The sequence below is a fragment of the Streptomyces sp. NPDC091287 genome, from assembly GCF_044768525.1.
GTDB lineage: Bacteria > Actinomycetota > Actinomycetes > Streptomycetales > Streptomycetaceae > Streptomyces.
On record NZ_JBIVUV010000003.1, the window covers coordinates 189380 to 205469 of the forward strand.

General features: G+C 71.4%; 10 protein-coding genes. 8 read left to right on the plus strand and 2 right to left on the minus strand.

The window, feature by feature from the left end; all coding sequences use genetic code 11:
- Window positions 1-21: 21 nt before the first annotated feature.
- Window positions 22-1242: a sigma-70 family RNA polymerase sigma factor gene (locus ACIQRW_RS05600; protein WP_364870474.1), complete on the minus strand. Its 1221-nt coding sequence runs from the start codon at window positions 1240-1242 to the stop codon at window positions 22-24.
- Window positions 1243-1687: 445 nt separating this feature from the next.
- Between ACIQRW_RS05600 and ACIQRW_RS05605 the strand changes: the two genes are divergently transcribed.
- The 3 genes from ACIQRW_RS05605 to ACIQRW_RS05615 are packed head-to-tail and all read left to right on the plus strand — an operon-like array spanning window position 1688 to window position 6900.
- Window positions 1688-3496 carry an AAA family ATPase gene (locus ACIQRW_RS05605; RefSeq protein ID WP_403754811.1) on the plus strand — a complete coding sequence of 603 codons (1809 nt, stop codon included), beginning with the start codon at window positions 1688-1690 and terminating at the stop codon, window positions 3494-3496.
- Entirely contained in the window at window positions 3493-4725 is a 1233-nt protein-coding gene (locus ACIQRW_RS05610) for an McrC family protein (protein ID WP_403754814.1), read from the plus strand. The genes ACIQRW_RS05605 and ACIQRW_RS05610 overlap by 4 nt, the downstream gene beginning before the upstream one ends.
- Before the next feature lie 30 nt (window positions 4726-4755).
- A complete protein-coding gene (locus ACIQRW_RS05615) occupies window positions 4756-6900 on the plus strand; it encodes a UvrD-helicase domain-containing protein (protein WP_403754817.1) in 2145 nt (714 codons plus the stop codon).
- A gap of 52 nt (window positions 6901-6952) precedes the next feature.
- Here the strand turns inward: ACIQRW_RS05615 and ACIQRW_RS05620 are convergent, their stop codons facing one another.
- Window positions 6953-8608: an N-6 DNA methylase gene (locus tag ACIQRW_RS05620; protein ID WP_403754820.1), complete on the minus strand. Its 1656-nt coding sequence runs from the start codon at window positions 8606-8608 to the stop codon at window positions 6953-6955.
- Between the two features lie 405 nt (window positions 8609-9013).
- On the opposite strand from ACIQRW_RS05620, the gene ACIQRW_RS05625 reads away from it, so the two are divergent.
- The 5 genes from ACIQRW_RS05625 to ACIQRW_RS05645 all read left to right on the plus strand — a co-directional run bounded on the left by ACIQRW_RS05625 (window position 9014) and on the right by ACIQRW_RS05645 (window position 16086).
- Window positions 9014-11446 carry a nitrate- and nitrite sensing domain-containing protein gene (locus ACIQRW_RS05625; RefSeq protein WP_403754823.1) on the plus strand — a complete coding sequence of 811 codons (2433 nt, stop codon included), beginning with the start codon at window positions 9014-9016 and terminating at the stop codon, window positions 11444-11446.
- Complete coding sequence (locus ACIQRW_RS05630; protein WP_215110695.1) at window positions 11443-11847, plus strand: roadblock/LC7 domain-containing protein; 405 nt, start codon at window positions 11443-11445, stop codon at window positions 11845-11847. Before ACIQRW_RS05625 ends, ACIQRW_RS05630 begins: the two co-directional genes overlap by 4 nt.
- A gap of 99 nt (window positions 11848-11946) precedes the next feature.
- Window positions 11947-13152: an ABC transporter substrate-binding protein gene (locus ACIQRW_RS05635; protein WP_403754826.1), complete on the plus strand. Its 1206-nt coding sequence runs from the start codon at window positions 11947-11949 to the stop codon at window positions 13150-13152.
- A 1-nt stretch (window position 13153) separates the two neighbouring features.
- Complete coding sequence (locus ACIQRW_RS05640; RefSeq protein ID WP_403754829.1) at window positions 13154-15280, plus strand: branched-chain amino acid ABC transporter permease; 2127 nt, start codon at window positions 13154-13156, stop codon at window positions 15278-15280.
- Window positions 15277-16086 (plus strand): ABC transporter ATP-binding protein, encoded by an 810-nt coding sequence (locus ACIQRW_RS05645; RefSeq protein ID WP_403754832.1) that lies wholly within the window; start codon window positions 15277-15279, stop codon window positions 16084-16086. The genes ACIQRW_RS05640 and ACIQRW_RS05645 overlap by 4 nt, the downstream gene beginning before the upstream one ends.
- The last annotated feature ends 4 nt before the right edge of the window (window positions 16087-16090 follow it).

Here is a 16090-nt window from a genome sequence, read left to right on the forward strand (position 1 = left end):
GGACGCGGTGGCGGTCGCACGTCAGACGTGGGACGCGATCATTCCGTGGCGAACCAACTGGCCCCGGAAGATCGCTTTGGCCTTGGGCTCGACCTGGCGGATGCGCTCGCGGGTCACGCCGAAGACGACTCCGATCTCCTCCAACGTGCTGGGTTCGTCACCGTCAAGTCCGGTACGCCGGATGACGACATGCCGTTCACGCTCGGAGAGGTGCCCCAGAACGTGCCGCAGCCTCGCTTGAAACTCCTTGCGCAACACCACGACGGGGGGCCCGGGAAGCCGGCTCGGCCCGATGATCAGGTCGCCGAGAGCGGTGTCGTCACCGATGATCCGGTCCAGCGAGTCGGTGGGGCGGCTGATCCTGCGCACCCCCTCCACCTCCTCGAAGCTGAAGCCCGTCGCGAAGGCCACGTTCTCGACCGTCCTGGGGCGTCCCTCGCTCAGCAGCTTGCGTTCGGCGACGGCGACCTTGCTCACCTTCTCGTGCAGGTGCACGGGAATCCTGATCAGGGTGCCTTCGTCGGCGACGGCCCGGCCGATGGACTGTCTGATCCACTGCGACGCGTACGTCGACAGCTTGTAGCCCTGGCCGGCGTCGAACTTGCGGACCGCGCGCATCAGTCCGATGGTGCCGTGCTGGACGAGATCCTCGATGTCCAGACCGCGGCCCTGGTATGCCTGCGCGATCTTCCAGACGAGCCGCACGTTGTGCAGCACGAGGCACTCGTGAGCGCGCCGTGCGTCACTGCCGTACGGCAGGGCGGCGATCTCCTCCTTCGGGACGTCCCGGCCGAGATCCCCGACGCCGCCCCGGAGCAGCACGGACAGGCCGACCTCCTCCTGCGCGCCGAGCAGCTTCGCACCGCGGTCGCGTCGCCATCGGTCCGCCTCCAGGACCGCCCGGGCGGCAAGGACGGCTTCGCGCAGCGAACCGTCCCCGGCGGACATCGCCGGGCCGCCGCGCCCCTTCCCCGCTGCCTCCGACGGCTTCGCCCCGGATCCGGGGGCCCGGTCCTGCCACGCCGCCGCGTCGACCGGCCGGGGCCGGTTGACCGGGAAGTGGGCGCTCAGCTCCCGCGCTTCGGCGGGGCCGAGGCCGTGGAGGCGCACCACGCCGTCGTGGGCGAGCTTGCCGACGCGCCCGTCGGCGTCGGCGTAACGCGCCAGCATCTTGCGGGCCTGAGCCAAGCGCCGGGCCGCCTCGGAGGGAAGCATCTCGGAGGCCGTCGCAGCGGTCGACACGGCGGGAGGCCGCTCCCGCACGTCCATCGCTCGTGGACGGGTCTTCAAACGAAGGCCGACGCCCGCCAGTCCCGTACGCAGCCTGCGGCGCTGCTCCTCGGTACCGAGCCCGAGCCGCTCGGCCTCCCTCTCGAAAACCGTCCGACTGATGACGCCATCACTTGAGGCGCAGCTTCGCAGTCGCCGGATCACATCAGGCAACTCAGCTGCGATCAACCGTCGTTCGGCCTCGGACATGGCTGAATCCCCACTCATACCGCCCCCACCCCACGACCGCGCACCTCTTCCATCCGGAAGTGCCGTGGCCGTGCCCTCACCTTAGACCTAGTGCGTTTACACCGCCAACACATCGGTAGAATCTGTGTACTGGCCGGTACGAGTGACTTGACAGTGTCAACAGCTAGGCTGTGCGGTGTTCGCGCAGGCCCGCCCCGGAAGGTGATCCATGACGCAACCCCAACACCTCCCCGGTGCACCGGAGTTCCGCATCAGACTCCCCAAGGACGGCGGAGTGGCACTCGGCCGCCTCCTCGTCGAGTTCGGCGGCAACGGCACGCACAAGTTCCTGCTGCGCGAGGGCTCGTCGGTCGCCGCCGAAGCATGGCCCGGCCTGAGCCGCCACGCGCGCGAGTCGCGCGCGGAGCTCCGTGCGAGTGGCGCCCTCGCCGACGCCCCGGCGACACACGGCACAGCGGGCGCGCCACCGCGCTGGGTGACGACCCGGGACATCACGTGCAACTCCTCGTCCGCGGCGGCCGGGCTGGTCTACGGATACGACGCCTCCGGGCCCGAATCCTGGCGGACCGCCGAGGGCCACCCGCTCGCCGACTACCTCTCCACCGGGTGGCGGGCGCCGAGGAAGGCCTGGCTGGTGCGCGGTTCCAACGTGTCGGGACACAATCTGGTGCGGCAGCTGTGGCTGGAGCAGAGGTTCGTCTCCCTCTCCGGGGCCCATCTGCCGCCGTTGGACGAGAGCGAACCGACCAAGAGCGCGCTGCGCCGCTTCGTGGAGGACGGCTACGAGGGGGCCGCCTCGTACAACCAGAAGCGCGGCCTCGTCGACGAACTCCACGGCTTCCTCACCCAGATGCGGGAGGGCGACACCGTGGTCACCATAAGCGAAGGGCAGTTGTACCTCGGGCGGATCGATGGGCACGCCGTACAGACCGCGTCCCCGGGCGGGCTGTCGAATCTGCGGCGTGCCGCCTCCTGGAGGCCTGGCGGCCTGGCCTACGAGGAGCTTCCCGAAGCCGTGCAGCAGAAGCTGTCCGTGCAGCACGACATCGTCGACCTGACCGGCGTCCTGGACACGCTGGACGCACTGACCGGGCCCGTCGGGCCGGCCGAGGGCGGTGCCTTGGACCTGTCGGCCTCCGCCGAGATGAGGGAGCTGGTCCTGCCGGAGGTGACGGACGTCCTGGCGGACAAGCTGCTCGTGCACGAGCGCGCCTGGCTGGACGAGGTGCGTGAACTCCTCGCGGACGAACGGCAGATGGTGCTGTACGGTCCGCCGGGCACCGGCAAGACGTATCTGGCCATGAAGCTGGCGGAGCACTTCGGCGGCGGCCCCGAACAGGTCAAGATCGTCCAGTTCCACCCGTCCTACGCCTACGAGGACTTCTTCGAAGGGTTCCGGCCCGTGGAGGACCCGGAGACGCGCGAGGCCGCGTTCCGGCTGACGGCGGGACCGCTCCGGGAGCTGGCGGATCTCGCCTCCCGCGAGGGCAACGCCCACATCCCCCACTTCCTGATCATCGACGAGATGAACCGCGCCAACCTCGCGAAAGTCTTCGGTGAGCTGTACTTCCTGCTCGAATACCGCGAGCGGTCCGTCCGTCTCACCTACTCGGGGGACGACTTCGGGCTGCCACCCAATCTCTTCGTGATCGGCACCATGAACACCGCCGACCGCTCCATCGCCCTGATGGACGCGGCCATGCGGCGCCGGTTCGCCTTCGTGGAGCTGTCTCCCCGCACCGAGCCCACCGCCGGTCTTCTGGCGCGCTGGCTGGAGCGCGAGGGCAAGGGCGACGAACCCGCCCGCCTCCTGGACGCGCTCAACGCCCTCATCGACGACCCGGAATTCTCCATCGGCCCGTCGTATCTGATGAAGCCGGGCGTATACCGGGACGGGGGTCTCGGCCGGACCTGGCGTACGAAGATCCTCCCGCTCCTGGAAGAGCACCACTACGGCGAGGGACTCGATGTCGCCGCCCGTTACGGCCTCGACGCTCTGCGGACCAGGCTCCCGTGAGCCCGGCGGAGGTATCGCTGCGCGAGTACGGCCCCGCCGTCTCCGTACCGCTGCCCACCGAGGCCGGCCGGGCTCTCGCCGGTGCCGGCTTTCTGCGGAGTGCCACCCCCGATCCCGGCCGGGAGGGGCACTGGCTCCTGCGTGCGGGAAGCAGCGTCGGCGCGGTACGCGTCCCCGGCGGCCCCGTCGTGCGCATCATGCCCAAGACGCCCGTGGCCAGGCTCTTCTTCCTGCTCGGGTTCAGTCTCGACCCGGCCAGGGCCTGGCGGGACAGCCGGGAGGGGAGTATCGACACCGGGGGCCACGAGGATGTCGTCCCCGCGCTCGCGCACGCCGTGGAGCGACAGATCGACGTGGCTCTGCGGCAGGGCGTTCTCCAGGGGTACCGCACCGTGGAGGAGTCCGCGCTGTTCGTACGCGGACGCATACGGGAAGCCGACCAGGTCCGGCGGCGATTCGGCCGGACACCGCCCGTCGAGATCAGTTACGACGCGTACACCGCCGACACCGCCGAGAACCGCATCCTGCGTGCCGCCGTCGAACGGCTGCTCCGGCTGCCAGGGGTGACCCCACCCGTGCGGCGGCTCCTCGCCCGCCAACGTCTCCGCCTCGCCGACGCCCTGCCTCTGGTCCGGGGCCGGGAACTGCCCCGCTGGCAACCGTCGCGCCTCAACTCCCGCTACCGACCGGCCTTGCGCCTGGCCGAGGCCGTTCTGCGCGGCACGTCCCCGGAACACCGGCCGGCCGGAGCCGACCCGCTCTCCATCCATGGCTTCCTGCTCGACATGAACAAGCTGTTCGAGGACTTCGTCACCGTCGGACTGCGGGAGGCCTCGCAAAAACACGGGCTGACCGCCCGCTTGCAGGAAGCCCACCACCTCGACGCCGCCAAGCGTGTGCGCATACGCCCGGACCTCGTCGTGCGCGGCGGCGACGGCCGCGCCCCGGTCGCCGTCGTGGACGCCAAGTACAAGGTCGAGAAGGCCGATGGTCTCCTCAACGCCGACCTCTACCAGGCGCTCGCCTACGCGACCGTCCTCCAACTGCCCGAGGCACACCTGGTCTACGCGGCCGGCCGGGAACCGGTACGCGTCCATGAGGTGCACGGCGCCGGAATTCGGCTCTTCCAGCACAGCCTCGACCTCTCGCTCCCACCGGCGGCGCTCCTGGCAGCGCTGGAGCGCATCGCCGGGCAACTCGCCGGGGCGGCACCGCACACACGAACATGAACCATCGTCAGGCACACATGGGAGGACCTCATGCCCCGGCTCGCTTTCGCGCAGAGCTTCTGGGACGGCTACGAGACCCTGGAGAAGCCGGTTCGCGCCGGTGTACGCAAGGCCATGGCCAAGTTCCAGGCTCTGAGCCCGGCCGAGTTGAACGCGGACAAGGGACTGCATCTGGAGTCCGTGGAGAAGGCACGCGACGGACGGATGCGGACCATCCGCATCACCGACTTCTGGCGGGGCGTCGTCCTCGCACCCGACGACGGCAGCGACGTCTTCCTCCTGGTCAACGTGTTGCCGCACGACGACGCCTACACCTGGGCCGCGAAGCGCCTGTACAGCGCGAACTCCGCGACACGGGCGCTGGAGGTGCGCAACGCCGTCGCCCTGGACGAACTGACACCGGTGTACGAGACCGCCGCACGCCAGGCTCCTCGGCTGCTGTTCGCGAAGATCTCCGACGGCACCCTCCGCGAGCTGGGCATCGACGACCAGGTCCTGCGCGCCGCCCGCTCCATGGTCGACACGTCGCAGCTCGACGCCTTCGCCACGCTCCTGCCGGAGGACCAGCTGGAGGTTCTCCAGTACCTCGCCCTGAACTTCAGCCCCGACGAGGTGTACCGGGACGTCGTGGCGGTCCGGCGTCCCGCGGACGCGCCGGCCGAACCGGTCGAGGACCTGGCGACGGTGATCGCCAACACGACCGCCCGGATCCGCCTGGTCACCGGAGTGCGGGAACTGGAGGAGGCCCTGGAGAAGCCCTTCGAGGCCTGGCGGGTCTTCCTCCACCCCTCCCAGCGGCGCGTCGCCTACCGCACCTCGTACGGGGGGCCCGTCCAGGTCACCGGCGGACCCGGCACCGGAAAGACGGTGGCCGCCCTGCACCGGGTGCGGCATCTCCTCGCCCGGTCCGCGGACAGCCGCATCCTGCTGACCACGTACACGAACGCGCTCGCGGCCGGACTGCGCGACATGCTCGGCCTGCTCCTCGACCAGGACGAGAAGGCGCTCGCGCGCGTGGACGTGACGACGGTCGACGCCTTCGCGAACGGCATCCACCGGGCGGCATCGGCGACCGCGCCCACGCCGATCGGGGACCGGGATCAGCGACAGCTGTGGGAGAAGACGGTCAAGCAGCTCGGTCTGCCGTTCACCGCGCAGTTCCTCGCGCAGGAGTACCGGCACATCGTCCTCGGCCAGGACCTGCGCGGTCTCGACGCCTACCTCGGCGCGAGCCGTCGCGGCCGCGGCACCGGCCTCGGGCCCGCGCGCCGGCGCGACGTGTGGAGCGCGGTGGAACGTTTCGAACAGCTGCTGCGCGACCGGGGAGACACCACCCACCTGCGGATCTGCTCGCGTGCGGCCGAGCTGCTGAAGGGCGAACCGGCCCCGTACGCACACGTCGTGGTCGACGAGGCGCAGGACCTGCACCCCGCGCAGTGGCGGGTGCTGCGCGCCGCCGTCACCCCGGGCCCCGACGACCTGTTCATCACCGGCGACCCGCACCAGCGGATCTACGACTCCCGGGTGTCCCTCGGCTCCCTGGGAATCGCCACCTCGGGCCGCAGCTTCCGGTTGCGCGTCAACTACCGCTCCACCGAAGAGATCCTCACCTGGTCGGCCGGGCTGCTCTCCCCTGTCACCGTCGGCACGCTGGAAGGCGAGGGAACGGACTCCCTCAACGGATACCGCTCCCTCCTGCACGGGAACCGTCCGCTGCTGGCAGGGCACGCCACGCGGGCGGACGAGGTCGAAGCCCTGGTGGACCGGGTCCGGTCGTGGGTCGCCGAAGGGCTCCAGCCCCACGAGATCGGCGTCTGCGCGCGCTTCAACCTCTCCCTGGACACGGCGGAGGAGAAGCTGCGGGCCGCCGGCATACCGACCGTGCGGGTCAAGGGCCAGGTGCCGCACGGGGCCGGGGGCGTACGTCTCGCCACCATGCACGCGATGAAGGGGCTGGAGTTCCGCGCGGTCTCCGTCCTCGGCGTCAGCGACGGCACCGTACCGTTCGGCCGCGGGATCACCGCCCGGGAATCGGACCCGCTGCAGCACGAGGCCGATCTGCTCCGGGAACGCTGTCTGCTCTTCGTCGCCTGCACGCGCGCCCGTGAAGCCCTGTCCGTCACGTGGAGCTCGGAGCCGAGCCCCTTCCTGCCACCTGCCACTCGCTCCACCTGACCGGTCCCGGAACGGACCGGGGCCGGGCCCGGGTACGACCTCGCGCGACCACTCAGTCCTCGGGCACCAGTCCACCGTTCGCCAGACCGTCCCGTGCGAGATCGGCGAGCTGTCTGCTCAGCTCGCCGATCTCGCGCGCGTCCTGCTCGAACGCGGACAGGGAGCGGAAGGCGGAGCCGTAGCGGCGCTGCTCGTCGATGCCCATCCTGGGGAGACGAGCGCCCCGCGTGTCGAGGCGATGGGTCCCGCTGGCGCTCGTGGACCGACGGGTGTTGGCGGAGCTGCGCATAAACCCCTGCAAGTAGTCCGTGTCGAGCTGGTCACTCGCCGAGACCGGCTCCGAGTCCTCGTAGCCGACCAGCCCGGCCCGGGCGAGATCGGCGATGCTCGTGGTCGCGCCGTCCAGCGCCCCCGGCCCATCGCCCTCGGCCAACTCGGGCAGGAGGGCGACCAATCGGGCGATTCGTTTCTCCACCTCCTTGCGCAGGGCCGCGTACTCCTCGGGGAAGTCTCGGTGACGGGGGCGCAGATGCGTTCCGGGGGTGAGATCGACGGTGTCGTCGAGAAGTTCGATCAACGGCACCTCCGCGACCTGATCCGGGCCGGGGTCCAGGCCGCCGTCCGGGCTGTTGCCCGTCAGGTCGACCATGCGCACGGCCTGACGGGTGTCCACGTCTCCGGTGCCGTGGGGACGTCTGAGGCACCAGATGTGCACAGGCAGGGAGTGTGAGGTCGCCACTCCCGGTGGCAGGGCGACCACCTGACGCAGAATGCCGCGGCGTACGAGCTCCGCGCGGATGCGACGCCCCGCCTTGCGGTAGGCCACCGAGGCGGGCATGACCATCAGAACGTGGCCACCCGGCACGGTATGCGCGTAAGCGTGTTGCAGCCACGCCAGCTCGCCCTCGGCCTTGGACGGTGTGCCCAGCTCCCAGCGGGCGTCGAGCAGCAGCTCCTCCCGCCCCCACTCGGTGACCCCGGCCGGCGGATCGCAGACCACGAGATCGGCCCTGAGGTCGGGCCATGCGTCGGCGCGCAGGGAATCCCCTTCCACTACGGTGACCCGGCCGCACTCCAGAAGATCGGCACGGAGCTGTGCGAACCGAGCGCTGTCGGCGTCCGATTCCTGACCGCAGCAGCGCGCGTCCGTCCCCCAAGCGACCGCCAGGAACAGCAGTCCGATGCCGCAGGCGGGGTCGAAGACCGTCGCGTCCGCGGGGAGTTCGGGGGCGAAGTGGCTCACGGCCCGCACGATGCGTTCGGGGGTCACCTGGTCCGATCCCGCCCGCCGCGCCGAGTCCACGAACCGCTCGGTCAGGCCGTTGACCAGGTCGACGGGCGCTTCGCTCCTGGCCAGGCGCCGCACTCGGTCCATCACCTCGTCCGGCAGGCCGGGCGAGGGGTTCCCGGCCAGGGCGGCGGCCACCTCCGCCAGGCCCGCGACCAGCTGTTCTCCATAGACGGCCCGCAGCGCCTGCCACAGCTCGACCTCGGGCGAGATCTCCTGGCCCTTGCGCTGCTTGTCCAGCCAGGCCTGAACCTCGACGAGCGAGAAGAGCGGGCTATTGGCGGCGCCACCCCCCGGCGCGGGGAAGTCGTCATAGCGCCGTCGCCAATTGGAGACTGCCGCCCGGGTGACACCGGCCAACCGAGCGATCTCGGCTCCGGTGACCAGGGCGCCGACCGGTGCAGCGGCATTCTCTGTCATCTCCCCAGCGTACACGGGTGGCACAATCACGCCGAAGTGAATGTCGTTGACACTGCGCACAGGCATATGTCGGCATTCAGTGATGCACAGTCCGTCTTGGCTGCGTTCACGGCAGACGTGGCCAAGAACCTTTGTTTTGTGCTTACTTGTGAGCGAAGACTGAACACCTCTGTGCGCTCGGTGCGCAGATTTTTCGCTGATTCACCCATCCGGAGGCACGCACTACGGCATAGGATCATGCCGCGCGCCCCTGGGGCCTCAACTGCCCCACCGGCATCGCTCCCCCTACCGCCATCGTTCCCCCCATCAGCACGCCCTCACCGACACCCCCCACCATCCGTAAACAGGTACAGGTATCTGCGTGTCACCGATACTCGAGCCCGGTTCCGGCGACGGAGCCGCGCAGTGAAAATCAATCGTCGCCTCGTACTCCTCGTCACCGCACCGCTCACCGTGGCCGTCGCCTTCTCGGTCCTGGCACTCGCACCGGCGACCAACCAGGCGCTCCAGGCCGACCGGCTGGCCTCGATGGTCGAAGCCGCTGACGGGGCAAGCGAGTTGGCCAACCGGTTACAGCGTGAGCGGGCTGCGGCCACCGCCCTGATCTCCGAACAGGGAGACGCGGAAACATTCCGGTTACGTGCGAACGCGACCGACGAGAGCATCGCCGGATTCCGCGGCCGGACCAAGGGGCTCTCCGCGGTACCCGGCAGCGCGCAGGGCGCCCTGGACCGTATCGAGCGCTTCGTCGAGGAGATGCCCGGCCTCCGCGCCCAGGTGCGCTCGGGAAGCAGCACCGTCTCCGCCCTCGCCTTCGGCTATCGGATCGTGATCGCCGACCTCAACAGCTACCGCGACGGCATCGCGCAGGCGGACGGCGTGGACGCAGACATCGCGGACCGGATCCGCGCCGCCGCCGCCCTGTCCGAGGCCGCGGAGCACACGGCCCAGCAGCAGGTCACCGTCATGAGGGCGCAGGCCGCGGGCGGCTTCACCATCGCCTCGCAGCGGACCTTCGACGCCGGCCGGTTGGGCTACACCGAGTCGACCGGCGCCATGTTCGACCTCGGGCCGGGCGAATGGCGGACCTGGCTGGAGCGCACCCTCTCCGGGGCGAAGGCGCTGGAGGCCCGCCGCCTTGAGGACGAGATCGGGCGCACGGGCACCGGCAAGGACATCACGGTCACCCCGAAGGAATGGCAGAGGGCGGCCAACGACCGCCAGGAACTGCTGCGTTCGGTGGAGAGGCGGGTCGACGCGGCCGTCCTCGCCCAGGTCTCCGACGTACGCACCACCCTCATCTGGACGGCCGGCGCGGAGGTCGTACTGGTGGTGCTGACCCTGGTCGGCGTCGTCGTCGTCGCGATCCGGCTGGGCCGTGTCATGGTCCGGCGGCTGCGCGATCTGCGCAACGCCGCGCACGAGGTCGCCCACTCCGGGCTGCCCGCCGTGATGAGCGAGCTGTCCCAGCCCGGCGCACTGCGCGGCGCGACGCCCGAGGAGGTGGCCCGGCGGACCGGCAACCCGGTCGGGACCACGGGCGAGGACGAGATCGGCGAGGTCGGTGAGGCGTTCAACGCCGTCCACCACGAGGCCGTCCGCCTTGCCGCCCAACAGGCTTATGTTCATGACCAGTTGGCAGAGACGCTGGTCGGTGTCGCACGCCGGGGAGCACGGTTGACCGCTGTCATGGTGTCCGAGCTGGACACGGTGCAGCGCGACGAGGCCGACCCGGTGCGGATGAAGACCCTCTTCGCTCTCGACCACCTCGCCATCCGCATGGAGCGCAACACCAACAACCTGCTGGTGCTGGGCGGTTACGGGAACGCCCGGGTGCGCTCGGCCGATGTGGGCTGCTCCACCGTCATCGTGGCCGCCGCCCAGCAGATCGAGCGGTTCGACCGCGTCTCCCTCGGCGTGATCGAGTCGGGGATCGGGATCACCGCCCGCGCCGTGCACGACGTGGCGCACATCCTGGCGGAGCTGCTCGACAACGCGACCCGTTACTCGCCCCCGGACAAGCAGGTCGGGGTCGCCGTCTGGCGGCTGTGGGACCGGGCCGTCGTGCAGATCGTCGACGAGGGCGTGGGCATCACGGCGGAACGCCGCGCGGTCCACAACGCCGCGCTGCTCGAACCGCAGGCCGGCATCGGCGACGTACGGTCCATGGGGCTGCATGTGGTGGCACGGCTCGCCGCGCGCCACGGCATCGTCGTGGAACTGCGCGACTCCTCAGGACCCGGCACCATCGCCGAGGTCACGCTGCCCGCGAAGGTGCTGGCACTGGACCTGAAGGAGGACCAGCCCCCGACGCCGGGCACGCTCGGCAACGATGTCGGCTACGAGACACCCCGGCCGATCACACCGCCGGGGCCGGGGGGCCGCCGGCAGCCGGCCGCGGCGAACGCGCGACCCGGCCACGACAGCACCCCGGTCGGGGCGGGCGTCGGAGCCTCCGGAGCCGGCGCCCCGGGAGGCGGCGAGCGGGAGGCCCCGCCCGGCCACGACGGGCCCCGCGGCTCCACCCGCGAGCGGGACCACGGCACCACGCGCGCGCCGCACCCCGTGCACGACGAGCCGGTGTCGCGTGTCGCCGGCGTCAGCTCCTCGGGGCTGCCCCTGCGGCAGCGCAGGGCGCCCCAGCAGTGGCCCGCCGCGGGGAAGCGGGAGGGCGCCGAACAGCGCCCCGGGGCCGGCGCGCCGCGGCCGTCGCCCCGCCGCCGGGACTCCCGACAGGTCTCCGACGTGCTGGCGGCCTACGCCCAGGGCATCAACCGGAGCACGAACCACCGGGGGCGTTCCGCCCCGGACGACAACACCGAACGGACCGAGAAATGACCACCTCCTCCGACCTGAGCTGGATCCTGAGCGATTTCGCCGGGCGTCTCCCGGAAGTCACCCAGGCGATAGCCGTGTCCGTGGACGGACTCGCGCTGGCGTACACCGGCGTGGAACGCGACGATGCCGAGCGGCTGGCCGCCATCGCGTCCGGCGTCGTCAACCTGCTGTCCGCGGCGGCCCAGTTGACCAACACCGATCCCGTGGAGCACAGCCTCACCGCGATGGAGGGCGGCTACATGTTCTCGATGGCCGTCTCCAGCGGTGCCTCGCTCCTCGTCACCACGACCAGGGACGCGGACATCGGCGAGGTCAGCTACATGATGTCCGAACTGATCAACCAGGTCGGCGACTCGCTGTCTCCCCAGGTCCGCGATCCGAGCCTCCCGCCCCTCCGCTGACCGCCGGTCCGGACTCCCCACGGGTGGCGGCAACCCGCCGCACCCGTCCTGACCGGCACGCACGACACTCCTGCCCCCGAGACCGTGATGTGAGCCCCCATGTTCCCCTTCGCCCTTTCCCGCCCCCACCGCCGCAGATTCCGGCCGGCCGGCGCTGCCGCCCTCGCTCTCGGCCTGGCGGCCGTCACCGGTTGCAGCGGCGACAGCGGCGCCGACGACGACACCGTGAAGGTCGGCCTGGTGGCCTCCCTGTCGGGCACCTACGAGCCGGTCGGCACGGAGCTGCGGGACGGCTTCAAGCTGTATCTGGAGACCCATGGCAACAAGCTGGGCGGCCGAAAGGTCGAGCTGATCGTGGCGGACGAGGGCGACGGCCCGCCGACCGCCGTGCCGGCGGCCACCAAGCTCGTCAAGAAGGACAAGGTCGACGTGCTGACGGGCCTCGTCGGCGGCGGCTCGGTCAACGCGGTCCTGCCGCTGATCCAGCAGGCCAAGATCCCCTTCCTGGGGTCGAACGCCCGGCCTCCGGTCAAGGACATCGAGTACGTCTGGACGACCAGCTTCCTGTCCGACGAGCCGGGCCGGGCCATCGCCCCGTACATCAAGGACAAGGTCGACGGACCGGTCTACGCGATCGGCCCCGACTACCAGGGCGGTCACGACGAACTGCGCGGTTTCACCGATGAGTTCGAGCGGATCAAGGGGAAGCTCGCCAACCCGGACGGCAAGACCACCTGGACGCCGTTCCCGAAGACGACCAACTTCATGCCGTACTTCGCGGAGATCGCCAAGACGGACGCCAAGGCGGTGTACTGCTTCTACGCCGGCAAGGCCGCGATCGACTTCGCCAAGCAGTACGCCCAGTCGGACATCGCCGATCTGCCGCTGTACACGGCCTTCGTGACCGAGGGCAGCGTGCTCCAGGCGCAGGGCGCGGCGGCGAAGGACATCTACTCGGTCCTGAACTACGCGGCCGACCTCGACAACGAGGCCAACCGCACGTTCGCCGCCGACTGGACCGCGGAGCACGACACGCAGCCCACCACCTACGCGATGGCTTCGTACGACGCGGCCGCCGTACTGGACAAGGCGATCGCCGACGCGGCGAAGGACGGCGACGTCACGTCGCAGACCATCAACAAGGCCATCGCGGGGCTGGGCCAGATCGACAGCCCGCGCGGCGCCTGGGAGTTCGGCGACAAGGCCCACTCGCCGGTGCAGACGTGGTACCTGCGCCAGGTGCGGCCGGACGGGGCACAGTTGGCCAACGTCATGGTCCAGGACCTGGCGACGCTCGGCAGCTGACATGGATCTCCTCGATGCCCACCTCATACCGGCGGTGGACGGGGTGGCCTTCGGTCTGCTGCTGTTCGTGGTCGCCGCCGGCCTGAGTCTCGCCTTCGGCACGGCGGGTGTGCTGAATCTGTCGCACGGCACGCTGTACGCGATCGGCGCCTATACGGGGGCCGAGTTGAGCGACGGGACCTGGGGCGGTCTCGCCCTCGGTCTGGCCGCCGGAACCGCCGCGGCGTGCCTCGCCGGGGCGGGGCTGTCCGCCGCGACGGCTCCGCTCGCCCGGCGTGGGCATCTGGCGCAGGCACTGCTGACGTTCGGGCTCGCCCTGATCGGCGGTGATCTGCTCATCCAGCTCTTCGGGGCGGACGAACTCCCCGTGCGCGTTCCCGAGGCGCTCGACTCCTCGGTGATGCTGCTGGGGCACCGCTACCCCGCCTACCGGCTCTGCTTCATCGTGATGGCCGTGCTGCTCGCGGCGTTCGGGACCTGGGTGCTGACCCGGACCCGGATGGGCGCCGCGGTACGGGCCGCCGCCGACGATCCGCAGATGCTCGCGGCCACCGGTCGCGACCCCCGGGCGGTGCACACCGGCGTCCTCGCGGCGGCCGGCGCGCTGGCCGGGGCGGCGGGCGTGCTCGGGGCGCCGATCATCGGCCCCGGCCCCGGTACGTCCGAGAACGTGCTGATGCTCTCCCTCGTGGTGGTCGTGCTCGGCGGGCTGCGCTCGCTGTGGGCGACCTTCTTCGCGGCGATCGCGGTGGGCGAGGTGCAGACGCTGGGCGTCTCGCTGGCACCCGATCTGGCGCCGTATCTGCTCTTCGCCGCGATGGCGGGGGTGCTGGTGCTGCGCTCCCGTTTCGCGGAACCGACCGCGGGGCACGGCCCCGAGGGTCCCGGACCGGACCCGGTCGCCCGGCTCCGGAGTCACCTCGCCGGCCGTCTGCGACGACGGCCGCACGGGACGCCGGGGTCGGCCGGAGCCGCGGAGACGTCGGGGACAGCAGGGGCGTCGGGAGCCGGCCGGGCCGCGGGGGCGGCCGGGACGGGCCGGGCCGACGCAGCGCCGCGCGAGCACGCGAGGCGCCTGCCGGCCTGGATCGGCCGGCTGCCGGGCGGGGCCGCGTGGCGGCAGGCGGCTCCGCTGCTCGTCCTGCTCGTCGTGCTGATCTCCCTGCCGACCGTGCTCGACGCGTACAGCATCTCGCTGGCCGGTTCCGCCCTGGCCCTGGGGCTGCTCGCGGTCAGTGTCACCATCCTCACCGGCTACGCGGGACTGCCCACCCTCGGGCAGACCGCGCCGTTCGCCGTGGGCGCGTACGCCACCGCGAACCTCGCGGACGCGGGGTGGACCGTGGGCCCCGTGCAGCTCGTCCTCTCGGCGCTCGCCGCCGCCGTCTTCGCCGCGGTGGTGGGGCCGGCGGTGATCCGGGCCCGTGGCACCACCGTCCTGATGATCACGCTCGCCATCGGCGAGCTGACCGGCGCGGTCGTCAACCAGCTCAAGTCCGTCACCGGCGGCGCCGACGGCCTCGTCGGCTTCCCTGCCACCCGGGCGCTGTGGGGCGGGGAGGAGATGCTGGAGGAGAGCCAGCTGTACAACTACGCGCTCGTCGTCGCCGTCGTCGCCGTCTCCCTCACCCTGCTCGTCCTGCGCTCCCCGGCGGGGAAGCTGCTGACCGGCACCCGGGGCGCCGAGGCGCGGATGCGTGCCTCCGGGCACCCGGTCGGGCGCTACCTGCTGGTGGCCCACATCTGCGCGGGCGCGCTGGCCGGGGTGGGCGGTTCACTGATGGTGACCGTCCAGCAGTATCTCGCCCCCGCCGACGTCGGGTTCGAGATCGCCGCGTTCGCCCTGCTGGCGGTGGTCATCGGCGGTACGACGTCCGTGATCGGCGCCCTGCTGGGCGCCGGGCTCATCGTCGCCACCCGGGACTGGGTCGCCGGTTCCTGGCCCGGCCACGGGCCGCTGCTGCTCGGTGTGCTCTTCGTCGCCACCGTGTACCTGCTGCCGCGCGGCCTCGCGGGGCTGCGCGGTGGGTCCGGCGGCGGGAGCGGGCCGTCGTCCGGGGCTCCCGTGACCGGGGATCAGCCCCCGTCGGCGCCCGCCCCCAACCCCGCCGGGAAGGTCTCCTCATGACACCAGCACCGACCGCCGCGGCGCCGGAGCCTCCCGTACTGGACCTCACCCGGCTCACCCGCCGGTACGGCACCCTCACCGCCGTCGACGACGTCAGCCTGCGGCTCCCGGCGGGCGCCCGGCACGCCGTCATCGGTCCCAACGGCGCCGGCAAGACCACCCTGCTCAACCTCATCGCGGGCACGGACCGGCCCGACCACGGCACGATCGCCCTGGACGGCACCGACATCACCCGGACGCCGACCGCCAGGCGCAGCCGCCTCGGCGTCGCCCGCAGCTTCCAACAGCCCTCGGTGATCGGTGAGTTGTCGGTGCTGGACAACATCGTCCTGGCCGGCTGGCCGCACCACCCGAAGCGCCGTGGGGCCTGGCGCAGCCCGTCCCGCTACCGGCTGCACACCGAGTCCGCCGCCCGCCGTCTGGAGACCGTCGGTCTCGCGGACCTCGCCCACCGGCCGGCGTCCACGCTCTCGCACGGGCAGCGCCGCATGCTCGACCTCGCCGCCGCGCTGGCGGGCGACCCCCGGCTGCTGCTCCTGGACGAGCCGGCGGCCGGGCTGACCGACGACGACATCGGCCGGCTGCTCGCCATCCTCGGCGGTCTGCCTCCGACCGTCGCGGTCATCCTGGTCGAGCACCACGTCGAGGTGGTCGCCCAGGTCTCGTCCACCGTCACGGTGCTGGCCGCCGGGAAGCTGCTCGTCACCGGCCCGACCCAGGAGGTTCTGGCGCATCCCGAGGTCCGCGACGCGTACCACGGCACCGGTTCGACGGCGGGCCCGGCCGCCGCACCAGCGAGAGGATGACCGA